Consider the following 15,748-nt stretch of genomic DNA (forward strand, 5'->3'; position numbering starts at 1 on the left):
TCGATTTGCACAATACCTGATAAATTGTCTAACGAACGCTCTTGAAGAGTGAGAAATCCGCAATTCAAAAAGGGAGAGAATTGGGCTTCTTATTTAGGATGAATTCTAAAAAAACATAAAAAAAGCCTGATTTCTTTCGAAATCAGGCTCCTCATTTTGTTATCCTTGGTGAATTATGCTTCCATTGAAGCTTGAACACCTGCAGACAATCTTTTATAAGTTCCGTTTTCTAAACGCTCTCTAATTGCTGAAAATGCATCAAGCGTTTCTTCAACATCTTGTAAGGTATGAGATGCTGTAGGTATTAATCTTAAAAGAATCAATCCTTTTGGAATTACAGGATATACCACAATAGAACAGAAAATGCCGTGATTTTCACGCAAATCCTTTACAAGAGCCATCGCTTCTGGAATACTTCCTTTTAAATATACCGGCGTAACACAACTTTGTGTCGTACCAATATCAAAGCCACGCGCTTTAAGACCATTTTGAAGCGCGTCTACATTCTCCCAAAGTTTTGATCGAAGCTCTGGCATAGAACGCAACATATCTAAACGCTTTAACGCTCCCACAACCAACTGCATTTGCAATGACTTAGCAAACATCTGTGATCTCAGGTTATATTTTAGGTAATCTATAATTTCTTGATCTGCTGCAATAAAAGCTCCTGTACTTGCCATTGATTTTGCAAAAGTTGCAAAATATACATCGATACCATCTTGTACCCCTTGCTCTTCTCCTGCTCCTGCTCCGGTAGCTCCTAAGGTACCAAAACCGTGCGCATCGTCAACAAAAAGTCTAAAGTTGTACTTTTCTTTAAGCGCTACGATTTCTTTTAATCGCCCTTGCTCTCCACGCATTCCAAATACACCTTCTGAAATCAAAAGGATTCCGCCTCCGGTTTGCTCTGCAAGTTTTGTTGCTCGCTGTAAGTTTTTCTCGATACTTTCAATATCGTTGTGCTTGTAGGTAAAACGTTTACCCATATGTAAACGTACACCGTCAATAATACACGCGTGAGCATCTACATCATAAACAATAATATCGTCTTTAGCTACCAATGCATCTACCGTAGAGACCATCCCTTGGTAACCAAAGTTTAACAAGTAAGCTGCTTCTTTTTTAACAAATGCTGCAAGTTCATCCTGCAATTGCTCGTGCAATGAAGTGTGCCCACTCATCATACGCGCACCCATTGGGTATGCTGAACCGTATTGTGCGGCAGCTTCTGCATCTACTTTACGAACTTCTTCGTTATTTGCAAGTCCTAAATAATCATTTACACTCCAGGTAATAACGTCTTTACCTTGAAATTTCATACGGTTTGAAATAGGCCCTTCTAACTTAGGGAAAACAAAATATCCTTCTGCCTGTGCTGCCCATTTTCCTAAAGGACCTTTGTCCTTATAAATTTTGTCAAATAAGTCTTTCATACATCAATATTCCAACAAAAAGCTTCTACTCATACTTTTTGTTATTCATTCTAATTTCTTACCAATTTAGGATTATTCAATTCTATTGTACTTCTACAATTTAAAAGTACTATTTAATAAATTCTATTTTTTGTGCTGCAAATTCGTTTTGACTGTCAAAGAATCCTTGCTCATTCATCCAGTCGTCACTATAGATTTTACTCATATAGCTTCGGCCGTGATCAGGAAACATAATTACCACTTTAGAATCTTGATCAAACTCCCCTTGTTCTGCCATTTGGATCGTTCCTTGCACTGCTGCGCCACTGGTATACCCCACAAACAGACCTTCAGTTTTTGCAATCCTACGTGCGGTATGTGCACTATCTTCGTCAGAAACTTTCTCAAAGTAGTCTATCACATCAAAATTGGTAGCTGTTGGGATCAGGTTTTTACCAAGACCTTCTATACGATATGGGTAAATTTCGTTTTTATCAAATTCCTGAGTCTCGTGGTATTTCTTTAGCACACTTCCGTAAGCGTCTATACCAAGAATTCTAATATTTGGATTCTTTTCTTTTAAATATTTAGCGGTTCCCGAAATTGTCCCTCCGGTTCCACTGCAGGCAACTAAATGCGTGATCTTACCTTCGGTTTGTTTCCAAATCTCAGGACCGGAAGATGCATAATGCGCATCTGCATTTAATTGATTAAAGTATTGGTTGATGTAAACTGAACCTTTGGTCTCGCTGTGTAGACGCTTGGCCACTTGGTAATAAGATCGAGGATCGTCTGCGCTCACATTTGCCGGGCACACATAAACCTTTGCCCCCATTGCGCGTAGCGCGTCGATTTTATCTTTTGAAGATTTTGAACTAACGGCTAAAATACACTTATAACCTTTAATTATACTCACCATAGCAATACTGAAACCTGTATTACCTGATGTTGTTTCTATAATGGTATCACCCGGCTTTAAGATCCCTTTGCGCTCTGCGTCTTCGATGATGTAAAGCGCGATTCGATCTTTTGAAGAATTTCCCGGATTGAACGCCTCAACCTTTGCAAAATAAGACCCTGGCAGGTCTTTTGTAATTCTGTTAAGTCGTACTAAGGGCGTATTTCCTACCAGCTGAAGGACGTCATTATAAACGTTAAGGTGTTCTTTCATAGAAGAATTATCGTTTCGAGTACTCGTTTAGTATTTCCTAAAACCGTTATTTAAAACCTTGCAAATTTACGGGAAATATTTGGATTTAGTTGGCTTTTCCTGCTAAATCAATTAAAAATGCATAATCTTTAGCAGTCTCTTTTAAAGCTTCAAAACGTCCTGAAGCCCCGCCATGACCTGCGTCCATATTGGTTTCAAAATAAATTTTTGTGGCTGCTGTATTCTTATCTCTCAGACGTGCAACCCACTTCGCAGGCTCCCAATACTGTACTTGGCTGTCGTGATACCCCGTAGTAACCAAGATATTGGGGTAATTTTGCACCGTTACCTGATCATAAGGCGAGTAAGATTTCATATACGCATAGTATTCCTTATCATTAGGATTTCCCCATTCATCATACTCTGAAGTTGTAAGTGGGATCGAGTCATCAAGCATAGTAGTAACCACATCTACAAAAGGTACTGCTGCGATCACACCGTTATACAACTGCGGAGCCATATTCAAGATTGCGCCCATAAGTAAACCACCAGCAGAACCACCATAAGCATAAAGGTTTTTCTCACTGGTATAGCCTTCTGAGATCAAATGTTTTGAGCAGGCGATAAAATCGGTAAACGTGTTACGCTTTTTAAGCAATTTCCCGTCTTCGTACCAATTTCTTCCTAGATACTCACTGCCGCGAATATGGGCTATGGCAAACACAAACCCATTATCAAGCAAACTCAATCGAGAAGTGGAAAATGAAGGATCTGTGGTGATCCCGTAACTTCCATAGGCATATTGTAGTAACGGATTACTTCCATCTAGTTCTATTCCTTTTCTATAAACTAAAGAAATAGGCACCTTTACACCATCTTCGGCGGTGGCCCAAATGCGTTTAGACTCGTAATTGGCTTTATCAAATTTTCCTCCTAAAACTTCAACTTCTTTAAGCACTTCCTTTTCCTTAGTGATCATATTGAAAGAAACTACAGAGGGCGGCGTATCAAGTGAGTTAAACGCATAGCGTAAATACTGCGTATCAAAGTCGGGATTTATACCACTGTAAGCAGTATAAGTCTCACTATCAAATGGAAGATAATAATCTGCCGTACCATCCCAGCGCTTGATATTGATTTTGTTCAAACCGTCATTGCGTTCTTCGATAACCAGAAAATCTTCAAAAATCTCTACGTCTTCTATAAGCGTATCGTCGCGATGCGGAATCACATCAACCCAATTATCTGCTGAAGTTTGACTAACCGGAGTTTTCATCAGCTTAAAGTTGGTCGCATCATCTTTATTGGTAACCAAGTAAAAATGCCCCTTAAAATGCGAAACACTATACTCCAAACCTCTTGTTCGTTCTTGCAGCACCTTAAACCCAAAATCAGGTCCTTTTGCTTCGGTAAAACGGTATTCTGTGGTTAACGTACTTGAAGCACCTATAAAAATATACTCCTTCGACTTTGATTTAAAAACGCCCACGTCAAAGGTTTCATCTTCTTCTTCAAAAACCAAAACATCCTCTGAAGGATCAGTCCCTAAAACGTGTTTGAATATCTGACTACTACGCAACGTTTGAGGATCTTTCCGCGTATAAAAAATAGTCTTATTATCTCCTGCCCAAATCGCTCTGCCGGTTGTATTTTCAATTCGAGTATCGTAAAGCTCGCCGGTTACTAAATTCTTGAACTGTAACACATACTGTCTTCGGCTTACGGTATCAATACCAAAAACAGCGATCTCGTTATTTTCAGAAACAGAATAACCTGCTTGCTTGAAATAGCTATGGCCTTCAGCCATTTCATTATTATCAAACATCACCTCTTCTGGGGCAGTCATCGTTTCTTTTTTTCGGCAATACAGCGGGTAGTTCTTACCGGTTTCAAAGCGTGTGTAATACCAATAACCGTTGTATTTATAAGGTACGCTGGCGTCATCTTCTTTAATGCGCGCTTTCATCTCTTCAAATAGCTTTTGCTGTAACGGTTTTGTATGCGCAGTCATTTGCTCGTAATAGGCATTTTCTGCTTCGAGATAAGCGATAACATCAGGATGGTCCCGTTCATTCATCCAGTAATATTCGTCAATACGAATATCACCATGCTTTTCTAATTCGTGAGGTATTTGCTTGGCATCCGGTGGTAAAACCGACGCGTTTAGGGCTTCTAATTGATTCTTCATACAGAACGCAAAAATAGCAGTAATCGCTACAATCAACGAGATTTTTTTAAATTTCTTAAGCTCGATTATGCACACTAAATTTGCAAAACAACTATTAATTAAAAATTGAAACTATGTTTGGAGATATGATGGGAATGATGGGCAAGATCAAAGAGGCCCAGCAAAAAGCCGAAGACACAAAAAAACGTTTAGAAAGTGTTTATATAGATGAAAAAAGCAGCGATGGACTTATAGAAGTTAGCGTGAGCGTTGCAGGACAAGTCAAGAAAGTAGACTTTAAAGATGAGCTTCTTGAAGACAAAGAGCAACTGGAAGATTATCTTATTCTAACGTTGAACAAAGCGCTTTCAAGAGCTAAAGCAACCTACGACCAAGAGCTTGCTGCGGTGGCAAAAGAAGGAATGCCAGACATTCCCGGGCTTGATATGTTTAAATAAGTAAAGCTTTAGTTTGTTACAAACTCTTGTACATTACAGCTTACATTTTATTATACCCGGGTTAATTGCCCGGGTATTTTTTCCTGAGTATTGGGTGAAAGCCTGGTTAATTATGATCGCCACTATGTTTGTTGACTTGGATCATTTGCTGGCCAGTCCTATATTTGATCCCGATAGGTGCAGTATCAATTTTCATCCGCTTCACTCCTATTGGGCCATCGCCGGCTATTGTATCTTGTTTTTTATTCCAAAATGCAGAGTAATCGCCATCGGACTTTTATTTCATATGCTTACCGATTTTCAAGACTGTCTTTGGTAATTTTATTTTATGCTTCAAAACATTCACCACATTGCAATCATCTGCTCAGACTATTCTACATCTAAAACTTTTTATACTGAAGTTTTAGGCCTAGAGATCATTAAAGAAACCTTTCGCGAGGAACGAAAATCATACAAGCTTGATCTGGCTTTAAACGGCAACTATATTATTGAATTATTTTCGTTTCCTAATGCACCGCAACGGATTTCACGCCCTGAAGCGCAAGGCTTGCGGCATCTGGCATTCTCGGTAAACAACATTGAATCAGCCATTGAAGAACTCCATGCAAAAGGCGTTACTACAGAAGCCATTCGCGTTGATGAAATTACCGGAAAACGCTTTACCTTTTTTGAAGATCCAGACCAGTTACCACTGGAACTATATGAAATTTGATCCCGCTTAAACCGGTACTTCTATAGCATCAAAAACTTCGCTTACCAGTTTATAAGACTTTAAACGCGCCTCCTGATCATAAATATTGGCGATGACAATAATTTCATTCACCTGTGTCTCTTCAACAAAGGCTTTTAATCCTTCAGCAATAGTTTCTTTAGAACCTATAAAACTGTAATACATCATTTTTTCGATCTGCATACGTTCCATAGTGCTCCATTCTCCGTCCATACTTTGCACCGGTGGTGGCAATGGTTTTCTTGTATTACGGATCACACCCAACATAAATTTCTTTGCGCTGGTTGCAAGGTATTCTGCCTCCTCATCTGTATCTGCAGCGATGATATTGAGACAAGCCATAGTATAGGGTTTATCTAACTGGGCAGAAGGTTGAAAGTTTTGATGATATAAACGTAATGCATCGTGCAAATGAGTGGGTGCAAAATGACTTGCAAAGGCGTAGGGTAACCCCTTTTTACCGGCAAGCTGAGCGCTAAAAGTACTCGAACCCAATAAATACAACGGAATATCAAGCCCTTCTCCCGGTGTTGCTCGTACGGCTTCGGTACTGTTTTCTTCTGAAAGATACATTTGCAACTCATTGATATTATTAGGAAAATCTTGCACCGTTTCCTGTTGATATCTTCGCAATGCCATCGCTGTACGTTGATCGGTTCCCGGCGCTCGGCCTAAACCAAGATCAATACGATTAGGGTGAATTGTGGCCAACGTCCCAAATTGCTCTGCTACAACTAATGGAGCATGATTGGGAAGCATTACTCCGCCAGAACCCACACGAATACGTTCTGTTCCCTGCGCCACATGACTGATAAGAATTACCGGGGATGCACTGGCTAAACTTTCCATATTGTGATGCTCAGAAATCCAAAACCTGTGGTAACCAAACTGCTCTGCATGCTGTGCTAAATCTAAACTGCGTGCAATAGCTTCTTTTGCAGTGATGCCTTCTACAATAGGCACGAGATCTAAAACTGAATATTTTATAGAGGACAACGTAGTATTCTTTGTATTTTTCATAAAAATTTAGTCTCTACATAAGAAGCATCCTTACGTAGAAATCTTCCTGATTTTGTACGCTGACTGTCTTTATAAATAACTACACCATGAGAAAAATTTTCTATCTCGCTCTAGCCTTCACACTACTAATAAGTTGTAAACAAAATACTTCAAAAACACCTGCTTCAAACTTTCCGATTAGTGTAGGTTGCTATGGGTATTCTGATGAAAATTCAAACATCACCTTTCAAGTCACCCGTGTAGATCCTATGGTACAAGGAACACTTATTTATAATTACGCAGAAAAAGACCGAAATTCTGGTAGTTTTAGTGGCTCAATAGATCAAAATATTATTCTTGGTACCTACACCTTTATTTCTGAAGGAATTGAAAGTACACGTCAAGTTGCTTTTAAGATTGACGGCGACCAACTTATTGAAGGGTTCGGCGAGGTTACTTCGTCTGGGAAAATGATGGCTTTTAAAAATGCTTCAGACCTAAATTATAACGGCGACATCACACTTACTAAAAATCAATGTGCAAATTGATGCTATTTTTATACAAGTCTGAAACCACTAAGTGTATTTAGCCAATCGCGCGCAGCTATTGCTATTGCTGAATCGATTTAGTGTGAAACATACATTTAAAAATTCTATACACTGGATTTACAGCATTTTGGGTAATTTTATTTAAAATAATCACCTCAGCTTATCTATGAAGAAAAAAAGACCTTCTCTTAAGGACATTGCAGAAGTTTTAAACGTCTCTACAACTACTGTTTCGTTTGTTTTAAACGGAAAAGGAGAAGAAAAAAAAATATCAAAAGAACTTATTGCTAAGGTAGAAGCTTACCTTAAAGAGATCAATTACAAACCTAATCTTGTTGCCCGAAGCCTACGTACAGGAAGTACACGAGTTTTGGTTTTTATGGTTGAAGATATAAGCAACCATTTCTTTTCAAAGGTAGGACGACTCATTGAAGACATTTCTTATAAAAATGATTACCGTGTACTTTTTTGCAGTACCGAAAACGATTTAAAACGCACTCAAGATCTCATTCATCTTTTTCACGAGCGCCAAGTTGATGGTTTTATTATAGTTCCTCCATTAGGTATTGAAGATGATATTAAACACCTGATGGAGCACGAAACTCCGGTTATACTTTTTGACCGAAAAATACCTTCGCTAAAAACAGATTATGTAGTCATCAATAACTTTGAAGGAGCAAAAACATCAACCAAACATCTCATTGATTCCGGATATAAAAATATCGCCTACATTACCGTAGATCTCGATCAAGGTCAAATGCAAGATCGGGAAGCGGGTTATCGCGCTGCAATTGAAGAAGCCGGTTTAAATGAAATCACGCTCAAATTACCGTTTAATACCACGGCAGTTACTGAATCTCGAGAAAAGCTTAAAAATTTTATCAAAGAACATAGCAACATAGACGCGATTTTCTTTGCCACAAACTACCTATCGCAAAGCGGCCTAAAAGGCATTCATCAAATAGACCCTAATCTCATCAATAAACTGGGTATCATCAGCTTTGACGATAGCGGATTTTTTGAAATGTATTCTCCTACCATCAGTGCCTTTGCACAGCCTATTGAAGAAATGGCTGAACAACTTATGCGCATCATGCTTAAGAAGCTAAAAGAAAAAGATACAAAACCAGAGTATCTAACCTTAAAAGGAACACTGGTAGCCCGGGAGTCTTCACAACCTAAGACAACCAAGCTTTAACTTTAATGTTTGCCTCAAAAAGTGCGTCGTTACTCCATAATAGGAGAACGGCGCTTCTTTTTTAATTCAGTTACATTTAGTAAACTACATCAAAATAAGCCTCGTAGCAGTATCGCTTTGACTTTACAATACATTGAACGTTGCAGGACACCGCAGGATTACTATATCGATATATATGAATACTTTTAAATGCTATCGAATTGTAAAAAATATGATGAAATCACTCCAGAGTTACACGCTAAATACTTTATTAATTTTAACACTAGTGCTGCCTTTCGGTGCTTTTGCTCAGGATAAATTTCCTGACGGAAGTATTATTCCAGAATGGTTTCACGACACCACGCCTACCGATATTGCTACCTTAGGTAAACAGTATACACTTACCGATTATGGTGTAATCAAAGACAGCACGCTTATTCAAACTGAAAAAATCCAGGCAGTTATTGACACTGCTTACGCGCAAGGTGGAGGCGTTATCATTGTGCCCGAAGGTACTTTTTTAAGCGGTGCTCTTTTCTTTAAACAGGGCACACACTTATATCTTGAAGAAAATGGAGTTCTAAAAGGAAGTGACGATATCAGCGATTTCCCTGTTGTGGTGACCCGTATTGAAGGGGAAACCGGCAAGTATTTTCCCGCTCTTGTAAATGCCGACGGTATTGACGGCTTTACCATTTCAGGAAAAGGAACCTTAGATGGAAACGGTCTGCGTTACTGGAAAGCTTTCTGGCTAAGACGGGAGTGGAATCCTGATTGTACTAATAAAGATGAAATGCGCCCGCGTCTGGTTTACATTTCTCATTGTAAAAACGTTCAAATTTCTGATATCAAACTGAAAAACTCTCCTTTCTGGACAACGCATTATTACAAAAGTGAATACATCAAACTTTTAAACCTGCATATCACTTCTCCCAAAGAACCTGTAAAAGCACCAAGTACCGATGCAGTAGATATTGATGCCTGCCAAAATATGTTGATCAAAAATTGTTACATGGCCGTTAATGACGATGCAGTGGCTTTAAAAGGCGGGAAAGGTCCGCACGCTGACGAAGATCCAGACAATGGTGAAAACCGAAATATCATCATCGAAGATAACACCTATGGTTTTTGCCACAGTGCATTGACTTGCGGAAGTGAATCTATTCACAATTATAACATCATTTTCCGTAGAAGTACTGTAGATACTGCACATCGTATTTTTTGGCTTAAAATGCGTCCTGACACTCCCCAGCACTATGAATACATAACTATTGAGGACATAAAAGGAAGCGTAAGAAGTATGATCTTAATTAAACCTTGGACGCAATTTTTCAACCTCAAAGGGGAAAAAGATATGATCACTTCTCAAGCCAATAATATCACCATGAGAAACATCAAGCTCGATTGTGAAATGGGCTTTAATATTGAAACCTCAGATCAATATGAGCTTTCTAATTTTTCGTTTGAAAACATCAAGTTAAAAACCTCAAATGCTATGCTTGACAACACTGAAAATATTGCAAACCTGAAGCTGGATAATGTTGATGTTAAGACCAAATAAGATCAAAGTATTGACTTAAAAATAAAAAAACCTCACGCCTTTGGCGTGAGGTTTTTTATTTCAATAGTGTGTTGTTGTATCTTAGATAACACCCAAAGCTTTACCTACTTTAGTAAAAGCAGCTACAGCTTTTGTAATATGCTCATCCTCGTGACCTGCAGAAAGCTGTACACGAATACGTGCTTTTTCTTTAGGCACCACCGGATAGAAAAAGGCAATAACATAAATACCTTCGTCCAATAATCGAGCTGCAAACTCCTGAGCTAGTTTTGCATCATAAAGCATTATAGGCACAATAGGATGCTCTCCCGGGATAATGTCAAAACCAGCATCGGTCATTTCTTTTCTAAAACGCTTCGCGTTATTTTGCACTTTTTTGATCAAGTCACCAGACTCGCTAAGCATATCGATCGCTTTGATCGAAGCTCCCGCAATTGCCGGTGCCAGAGTGTTTGAAAATAAGTAAGGTCTTGATTTTTGACGCAACATATCAACAATTTCTTTGCGAGCTGCGGTAAAACCGCCCGAGGCTCCGCCAAGGGCTTTTCCATAAGTACCGGTAATGATGTCTACGCGACCCATTACTTTATTATACTCATGAGTTCCTTTACCGCTCTCACCAATGAATCCTGTGGCATGGCAATCGTCTACCATTACCATTGCGTCATATTTTTCTGCCAGGTCACAAATTTTATCCAGCTGTGCGATGGTACCGTCCATTGAGAACACCCCATCGGTTACAATCAATTTTCTACGCGCTCCTGAAGCTTTTTTCAATTCTTCCTCAAGCGCTTCCATATCATTATTCTTATAACGGTGACGCGCTGCTTTACACAAACGTATTCCGTCTATGATACTTGCGTGATTCAATTCGTCTGAAATGATCGCGTCCTCTTTCGTCAAAATAGGTTCAAAAACACCTCCATTTGCATCAAATGCCGCAGCATACAGGATACAGTCTTCCATCCCTAAAAACTCAGCGGTCTTACGCTCTAACTCTTTATGAATATCCTGAGTCCCACAGATAAAACGCACTGAAGAAAGTCCAAACCCGTGACTTTGAATGGCTTCAATTCCCGCATTAATGATGTCAGGATGTGCTGAAAGTCCTAAGTAGTTATTAGCACAAAAGTTAAGCACCTCACTCCCCTGCTGCGTATTGATTTCAGCACGCTGTGGTGTAGTAATGATGCGTTCTTCTTTATAAAGACCAGCTTCTTTTATCTCTTCTAATTCGTGTTGTATACTTTCTCTTACAGATGTAAACATGATTTTATTTTTAGGCGAAAACGCTCAGGTTTCTATTTTTTTTTAACTCCAGACGATAGATCATCTCTTCGGTCATACGCTTTAGATCGTAACTGGGCTCCCAACCCCACTCTTCTCTGGCACAAGTATCGTCTAAAGAAATCGGCCAGCTTTCTGCAATTTGTTGACGGGAATCTGGTTGATAGGTCACCTCAAAAGCAGGAAATGTTTTCTTGATTTCTGCAGCGATAATTTCTGGGGAAAAACTCACTCCTTGAATGTTATAACCTACGGTCTTGATATCGCGTTTTGACGCTTCCATCATTCTAATGGTAGCATCTATCGCGTCGTCCATATAGAGCATAGGAAGCTGTGTATCAGGCTTAAGATAACAAACAAATTCCTCATTATTAATGGCTTTATGAAAAATATCTACAGCATAATCTGTAGTTCCGCCGCCGGGTAACGACTGATAGCTAATTAAACCGGGATAGCGCAGGCAACGAACATCCATATCATATTTTGCGTTATAATATCGTGCCCAGTGCTCTCCGGCTACTTTGCTAATACCGTAAACGGTAGTCGGATTGAGACCAAAATCCTGAGCTACGTGTTCCTGTCTAGCATCTGGACCAAAAACAGCAATCGAACTTGGGAAAAATACTTTCTGAACGTCATTCAAACGTGCAGCCTCTAAAACATTAAAAAATGTGGTATTGTTTAAATCCCAAGTTTTTAAAGGTTGCTGTTCTCCCTTCGCTGAAAGTACCGCTGCCAAATGGTAAATTTGAGTAATATGATGATTGCGTACCACCTTATCCATGGCTTCAAGATTAGTCGCATCGAGCGTTAAGGTCTCGCAATTGAATTCGTCCCGAATATTTAGATCGGTTGCAACAACGGCTTCGCTTCCGTATTTGTATATTAAAGCTTCAGTTAAAGCTGTTCCCAGCTGACCAAAAGCTCCGGTAATCAATATTTTAGGTGTGCTCATATCCTATCAATTTTTCAATATAAAATTAGAAAACAGACAGAAACAACCTTTTAATTATCTGTTAAATAGAAAAAACTAAGTGTTTTATTCTGTTGAAACAAACTTTAAACCTATTTTTATCTGATACGATCTATATATTATTATTCGTTCAGTAATTTTATCTGTCATGACCGAAAAACTTGATGAAACCGACCTGAAAATTTTAAGAATTCTACAAGAGAATGCTAAAAAGACTACCAAAGAAATTGCAGAGCAATTGCACCTTACAGCTTCTCCGGTATATGAGCGTGTACGACGCTTAGAACAAAAAGGCTATATTAAAAACTATGTAGCCTTGCTTGACAAGAAAATGCTCAATAGACCTGTGACCGCGATCTGTATGGTCTCGCTGCGCTATCACAATGAAGGATTTATTGACACTTTTGAGCGTCAGATCAAAGAGTTGGTAGAAGTTCAAGAATGTTATCATATGGCAGGTAAAGTAGATTTCTTCTTAAAAATCCACTTAGAAAGTCTAGAGGAATATCACGAGTTTGTGCGTACCAAACTCTCAAAAATTCAAAATATTGGCGTTTTGGAAAGCTATTTTGTGCTTAAAGAAATTTACAACACTACGACCATCGCTATTTAAGCGGCGTTTTATAATCTGACGCCCGTTTAAAGCCTTGTATTTTTAAATGAGCTTCGTCGAGTTCTACGATACTAAAGCTATTGTTCTCGAGTCCCTCATAGTCTACCATTCCCAATTGGGTGATGTAGTGAATTCCCTTTATCGTTTTGAACTCTTCCTTGTGTACGTGTCCGTGAAAACATGCGACCACTTTTTGAGAAGCTTCCATAACCTCCTGCACTTCTTGATGATTGGTAACATGAAACTTTGAACCTTCTTTATAAAAGGGATAAAGCGGATGATGACAAAAAACTAAAACAGGCTTTTGCGCTTGGCTCAAAGTCTGCTTAAACCAACGTAACTCTTCCTGCGGTATGTTTGCGTCTTCCCAGTCGGCACCTTCAGCATAAAAATGATCAGTTCCTTCTGCATCATAATTTGCATCCAGCACAACACAAACAAACGCTGAAGTTTCAAATGAATAATAACTTTTGGCCTGCTTCTGTCCTGTATTTTTGATAGTATTTAAGAAGTCGGTTTTACGTATGCTGTCTACATCGTGATTCCCCAATGCGTGATAGCCATCACCATTATAAGTTTGAAAAACAGTCTCGATTTCCTGCAAATACTTTAAAGTCTCTTGCTGATTTGCTTCTGCCCCTTGATCTTTAAAATCTCCCAAATGAATTAAAAAATCCAGTTGTCCTTCATTTAAAGCTTCAATTGCTTCTTTCATTTTTGGTAAAGCATCGCGGTAAAAACGCGTTCCTGCCGGTTCACGATCTGCATAATGCGAATCTGTAATGATCCCAAAACGCAAGGGTTTTACAACGTTCTTAGCACTCCAAAGTACGCTTGGCATAGCGAGTACTGTGGTTCCGCTAAGGGCAAAAAGTTTGAGAGAACTGCGTCGACTTATGCTGGCTTGTTTCATAGATCACAAATTTAGATTTAATCTAATAGATAAAAACTCTCCCGTTATAGTTTAAAGATTTATTAAAGAGTTGAGTGGCGGTAGCAGATTTAGTAAACTTGAATATAACCTTTAAAATACGCTATTTTGAAAGAATTGATGCTTTCCCTACTTTGTTGTTTCGGTATGTTTTTTCTTCAAGCTCAAGAAGATCAATTAGAATTGCTAGACCTTCAACTGGCAAATTATGAGTATCCTTATGAAGTGACTTCTATTGAGGTACACGCTCAAAACCAAACGCTCGAAATGGCTTTTATGGATGTCAAACCGAAGAACTACAACGGGAAAAACATCGTGCTATTACACGGTAAAAACTTTAACGGTGCGTATTGGAGAACCACAATTGAAGCCTTGACCGCAGAAGGTTTTCGTGTGATCGTCCCCGATCAAATAGGATTTGGAAAATCGGCTAAGCCCGATTATTTTCAATATACGTTTCAGCAATTAGCATTGAATACCAAAGCTGTTTTAGACAGTATTGGTGTTGAAAAAACAGCAGTCTTAGGACATTCGATGGGCGGAATGCTCGCCACCCGATTTGCTTTGATGTTCCCTGAAACAACCGAAAAATTGATCTTAGAAAATCCTATTGGTCTCGAAGATTGGAAGTTGAAAGTACCTTACAAACCGGTTGAATGGTGGTATAAAAACGAACTTAAAAAGAGTTATTCCTCCATAAAAAACTATCAACTAGAAAGTTATTACGACGGGAATTGGGATCCTTCTTATGATGAATGGGTAAATCTTTTAGCAGGCTGGACGCTTAATTCTGATTATGAAACCATCGCTTGGAATGCAGCGCTTACCTACGAAATGGTGTTTACCCAACCGGTCGTTTATGAGTTTGAAAAAGTTAGTGTTCCCACCTTACTCATCATCGGCACGCGAGATCGTACTGCGCTAGGTAAGAATCTGGTAAGTGACGAAGTACGCAAAACGATGGGGCTGTATGACAAATTAGGGAAAACTACACAACAGAAAATCCCTAACAGTCAATTGGTTGAAATTCCCAACACCGGTCACCTGCCGCACATTGAGCGTTTTGAAAAATTTATTGCACCTTTGAAGACCTTTTTAAGCAATTAAATGAGTTCAGATCAAAACCCACAAATCAATCTTAAACAAAGTTCTGATGAAGAACTGGTAAAAATCATTACGGTTCAGGTACATCACTATGAACCGCATACCGTTAAAGCTGCAGAAGCCGAAATCGAACGCCGTGGAATTGACAAAATGCGTATGGCGCATCTAGTTAAAAAAGTAGCTCAAGAAAATACTGCAGTTCAAGAAATTCAGGATTATGTAACCACAACCTGGATGCGGTTTGTGAATTTTTTAATCGACTTTATCGTGTTTGTATTGTTGGTACTCATAGGCAGTTTATCCCTAGATTCGGTTTTTGTGACCTCAAATAGTGATTTCCTTTTATTCATAGGTTACGGAATGGTGATCCTTATCTTTTTGCTATATCACGGCATTGCAGAATTCTTTTTTCAGAAAACCGTAGGTAAATATGTTACAAATACCAGAGTAGTGACCAAAGATGGTAAAAAGCCTGGAGCAGGCACTATTGCATTACGCACACTATGCAGGTTGATTCCTTTTGATCGTATTTCTTTTTTAATTACTAAAAACGGCTTTCACGATCGTTTTTCTAACACTAAGGTAATAAAAGACCCCAGCTAAAAACTGAGGTCCATTACACGTTTATTTGAAGTGTT

At 38.9% G+C, this 15,748-nt stretch carries 16 protein-coding genes; 9 read left to right on the plus strand and 7 right to left on the minus strand.

The window, feature by feature from the left end; genetic code table 11:
- Nucleotides 1-173 precede the first annotated feature (173 nt).
- From MED217_RS11675 to MED217_RS11685, 3 genes are all read right to left on the minus strand, one after another.
- A complete protein-coding gene (locus MED217_RS11675; RefSeq protein ID WP_009780733.1) occupies nt 174-1,433 on the minus strand; it encodes a cysteate-C-fatty acyltransferase in 1,260 nt (419 codons plus the stop codon).
- Between the two features lie 109 nt (nt 1,434-1,542).
- The gene (locus MED217_RS11680) at nt 1,543-2,583 is read right to left on the minus strand and encodes a cysteate synthase (RefSeq protein ID WP_009780734.1); all 1,041 of its coding nucleotides are present in this window, start codon (nt 2,581-2,583) and stop codon (nt 1,543-1,545) included.
- Between the two features lie 85 nt (nt 2,584-2,668).
- Entirely contained in the window at nt 2,669-4,750 is a 2,082-nt protein-coding gene (locus tag MED217_RS11685) for a S9 family peptidase (RefSeq protein ID WP_009780735.1), read from the minus strand.
- A gap of 113 nt (nt 4,751-4,863) precedes the next feature.
- Between MED217_RS11685 and MED217_RS11690 the strand changes: the two genes are divergently transcribed.
- From MED217_RS11690 to gloA2, 3 genes are read left to right on the plus strand one after another with little or no spacing between them, the layout of a single operon-like run.
- Entirely contained in the window at nt 4,864-5,187 is a 324-nt protein-coding gene (locus MED217_RS11690; RefSeq protein ID WP_009780736.1) for a YbaB/EbfC family nucleoid-associated protein, read from the plus strand.
- Between the two features lie 13 nt (nt 5,188-5,200).
- Nucleotides 5,201-5,506, plus strand: coding sequence for a DUF6122 family protein (locus tag MED217_RS19240; RefSeq protein WP_040532785.1), 306 nt, complete (start codon nt 5,201-5,203; stop codon nt 5,504-5,506).
- A gap of 9 nt (nt 5,507-5,515) precedes the next feature.
- Complete coding sequence (gene gloA2 / locus MED217_RS11700) at nt 5,516-5,899, plus strand: SMU1112c/YaeR family gloxylase I-like metalloprotein (RefSeq protein ID WP_009780738.1); 384 nt, start codon at nt 5,516-5,518, stop codon at nt 5,897-5,899.
- 6 nt (nt 5,900-5,905) lie between these two features.
- Here the strand turns inward: gloA2 and MED217_RS11705 are convergent, their stop codons facing one another.
- The gene (locus MED217_RS11705; protein WP_009780739.1) at nt 5,906-6,937 is read right to left on the minus strand and encodes an LLM class flavin-dependent oxidoreductase; all 1,032 of its coding nucleotides are present in this window, start codon (nt 6,935-6,937) and stop codon (nt 5,906-5,908) included.
- Nucleotides 6,938-7,023: 86 nt separating this feature from the next.
- On the opposite strand from MED217_RS11705, the gene MED217_RS18555 reads away from it, so the two are divergent.
- The 3 genes from MED217_RS18555 (at nt 7,024) to MED217_RS11720 (ending at nt 10,202) form a co-directional block, all read left to right on the plus strand.
- Nucleotides 7,024-7,464 carry a hypothetical protein gene (locus MED217_RS18555; protein ID WP_009780740.1) on the plus strand — a complete coding sequence of 147 codons (441 nt, stop codon included), beginning with the start codon at nt 7,024-7,026 and terminating at the stop codon, nt 7,462-7,464.
- 166 nt (nt 7,465-7,630) lie between these two features.
- Nucleotides 7,631-8,662: a LacI family DNA-binding transcriptional regulator gene (locus MED217_RS11715; protein WP_009780741.1), complete on the plus strand. Its 1,032-nt coding sequence runs from the start codon at nt 7,631-7,633 to the stop codon at nt 8,660-8,662.
- 211 nt (nt 8,663-8,873) lie between these two features.
- Nucleotides 8,874-10,202 (plus strand): rhamnogalacturonidase, encoded by a 1,329-nt coding sequence (locus tag MED217_RS11720; protein ID WP_009780742.1) that lies wholly within the window; start codon nt 8,874-8,876, stop codon nt 10,200-10,202.
- A gap of 81 nt (nt 10,203-10,283) precedes the next feature.
- Here MED217_RS11720 and kbl read toward each other — a convergent pair whose 3' ends face one another.
- Together kbl and MED217_RS11730 are read right to left on the minus strand one after the other, a co-directional pair.
- Nucleotides 10,284-11,471, minus strand: a complete 1,188-nt coding sequence (gene kbl, locus MED217_RS11725) for a glycine C-acetyltransferase (protein ID WP_009780743.1) — start codon at nt 11,469-11,471, stop codon at nt 10,284-10,286.
- Nucleotides 11,472-11,481: 10 nt separating this feature from the next.
- Nucleotides 11,482-12,444 (minus strand): NAD-dependent epimerase/dehydratase family protein, encoded by a 963-nt coding sequence (locus tag MED217_RS11730; protein ID WP_009780744.1) that lies wholly within the window; start codon nt 12,442-12,444, stop codon nt 11,482-11,484.
- Nucleotides 12,445-12,610: 166 nt separating this feature from the next.
- On the opposite strand from MED217_RS11730, the gene MED217_RS11735 reads away from it, so the two are divergent.
- On the plus strand, nt 12,611-13,075 hold the full coding sequence (locus tag MED217_RS11735) for an Lrp/AsnC family transcriptional regulator (protein ID WP_009780745.1): 465 nt from the start codon (nt 12,611-12,613) through the stop codon (nt 13,073-13,075).
- Here MED217_RS11735 and MED217_RS11740 read toward each other — a convergent pair.
- Complete coding sequence (locus MED217_RS11740) at nt 13,068-13,988, minus strand: metallophosphoesterase family protein (RefSeq protein ID WP_009780746.1); 921 nt, start codon at nt 13,986-13,988, stop codon at nt 13,068-13,070. The two genes, MED217_RS11735 and MED217_RS11740, sit on opposite strands and share 8 nt — an antisense overlap.
- 165 nt (nt 13,989-14,153) lie before the next feature.
- Between MED217_RS11740 and MED217_RS11745 the strand changes: the two genes are divergently transcribed.
- Nucleotides 14,154-15,113, plus strand: coding sequence for an alpha/beta fold hydrolase (locus MED217_RS11745; protein ID WP_009780747.1), 960 nt, complete (start codon nt 14,154-14,156; stop codon nt 15,111-15,113).
- Complete coding sequence (locus MED217_RS11750; protein WP_009780748.1) at nt 15,114-15,713, plus strand: RDD family protein; 600 nt, start codon at nt 15,114-15,116, stop codon at nt 15,711-15,713.
- The last annotated feature ends 35 nt before the right edge of the window (nt 15,714-15,748 follow it).

The sequence above is a fragment of the Leeuwenhoekiella blandensis MED217 genome (assembly GCF_000152985.1).
In the GTDB taxonomy this organism is placed as follows: Bacteria; Bacteroidota; Bacteroidia; order Flavobacteriales; family Flavobacteriaceae; genus Leeuwenhoekiella; species Leeuwenhoekiella blandensis.

Bases quoted from the DNA above. Each gene is read 5' to 3' on its own strand.
- MED217_RS11735 (WP_009780745.1), top strand. From the start codon at position 12,611: ATGACCGAAAAACTTGATGAAACCGACCTGAAAATTTTAAGAATTCTA.
- MED217_RS11680 (WP_009780734.1), bottom strand. From the start codon at position 2,583: ATGAAAGAACACCTTAACGTTTATAATGACGTCCTTCAGCTGGTAGGA.
- MED217_RS11705 (WP_009780739.1), bottom strand. From the start codon at position 6,937: ATGAAAAATACAAAGAATACTACGTTGTCCTCTATAAAATATTCAGTT.
- kbl (WP_009780743.1), bottom strand. From the start codon at position 11,471: ATGTTTACATCTGTAAGAGAAAGTATACAACACGAATTAGAAGAGATA.
- MED217_RS11750 (WP_009780748.1), top strand. From the start codon at position 15,114: ATGAGTTCAGATCAAAACCCACAAATCAATCTTAAACAAAGTTCTGAT.
- MED217_RS11745 (WP_009780747.1), top strand. From the start codon at position 14,154: ATGTTTTTTCTTCAAGCTCAAGAAGATCAATTAGAATTGCTAGACCTT.
- MED217_RS11690 (WP_009780736.1), top strand. From the start codon at position 4,864: ATGTTTGGAGATATGATGGGAATGATGGGCAAGATCAAAGAGGCCCAG.
- MED217_RS11685 (WP_009780735.1), bottom strand. From the start codon at position 4,750: ATGAAGAATCAATTAGAAGCCCTAAACGCGTCGGTTTTACCACCGGAT.
- MED217_RS11715 (WP_009780741.1), top strand. From the start codon at position 7,631: ATGAAGAAAAAAAGACCTTCTCTTAAGGACATTGCAGAAGTTTTAAAC.
- MED217_RS11730 (WP_009780744.1), bottom strand. From the start codon at position 12,444: ATGAGCACACCTAAAATATTGATTACCGGAGCTTTTGGTCAGCTGGGA.
- MED217_RS11740 (WP_009780746.1), bottom strand. From the start codon at position 13,988: ATGAAACAAGCCAGCATAAGTCGACGCAGTTCTCTCAAACTTTTTGCC.
- gloA2 (WP_009780738.1), top strand. From the start codon at position 5,516: ATGCTTCAAAACATTCACCACATTGCAATCATCTGCTCAGACTATTCT.
- MED217_RS11720 (WP_009780742.1), top strand. From the start codon at position 8,874: ATGATGAAATCACTCCAGAGTTACACGCTAAATACTTTATTAATTTTA.
- MED217_RS11675 (WP_009780733.1), bottom strand. From the start codon at position 1,433: ATGAAAGACTTATTTGACAAAATTTATAAGGACAAAGGTCCTTTAGGA.
- MED217_RS18555 (WP_009780740.1), top strand. From the start codon at position 7,024: ATGAGAAAAATTTTCTATCTCGCTCTAGCCTTCACACTACTAATAAGT.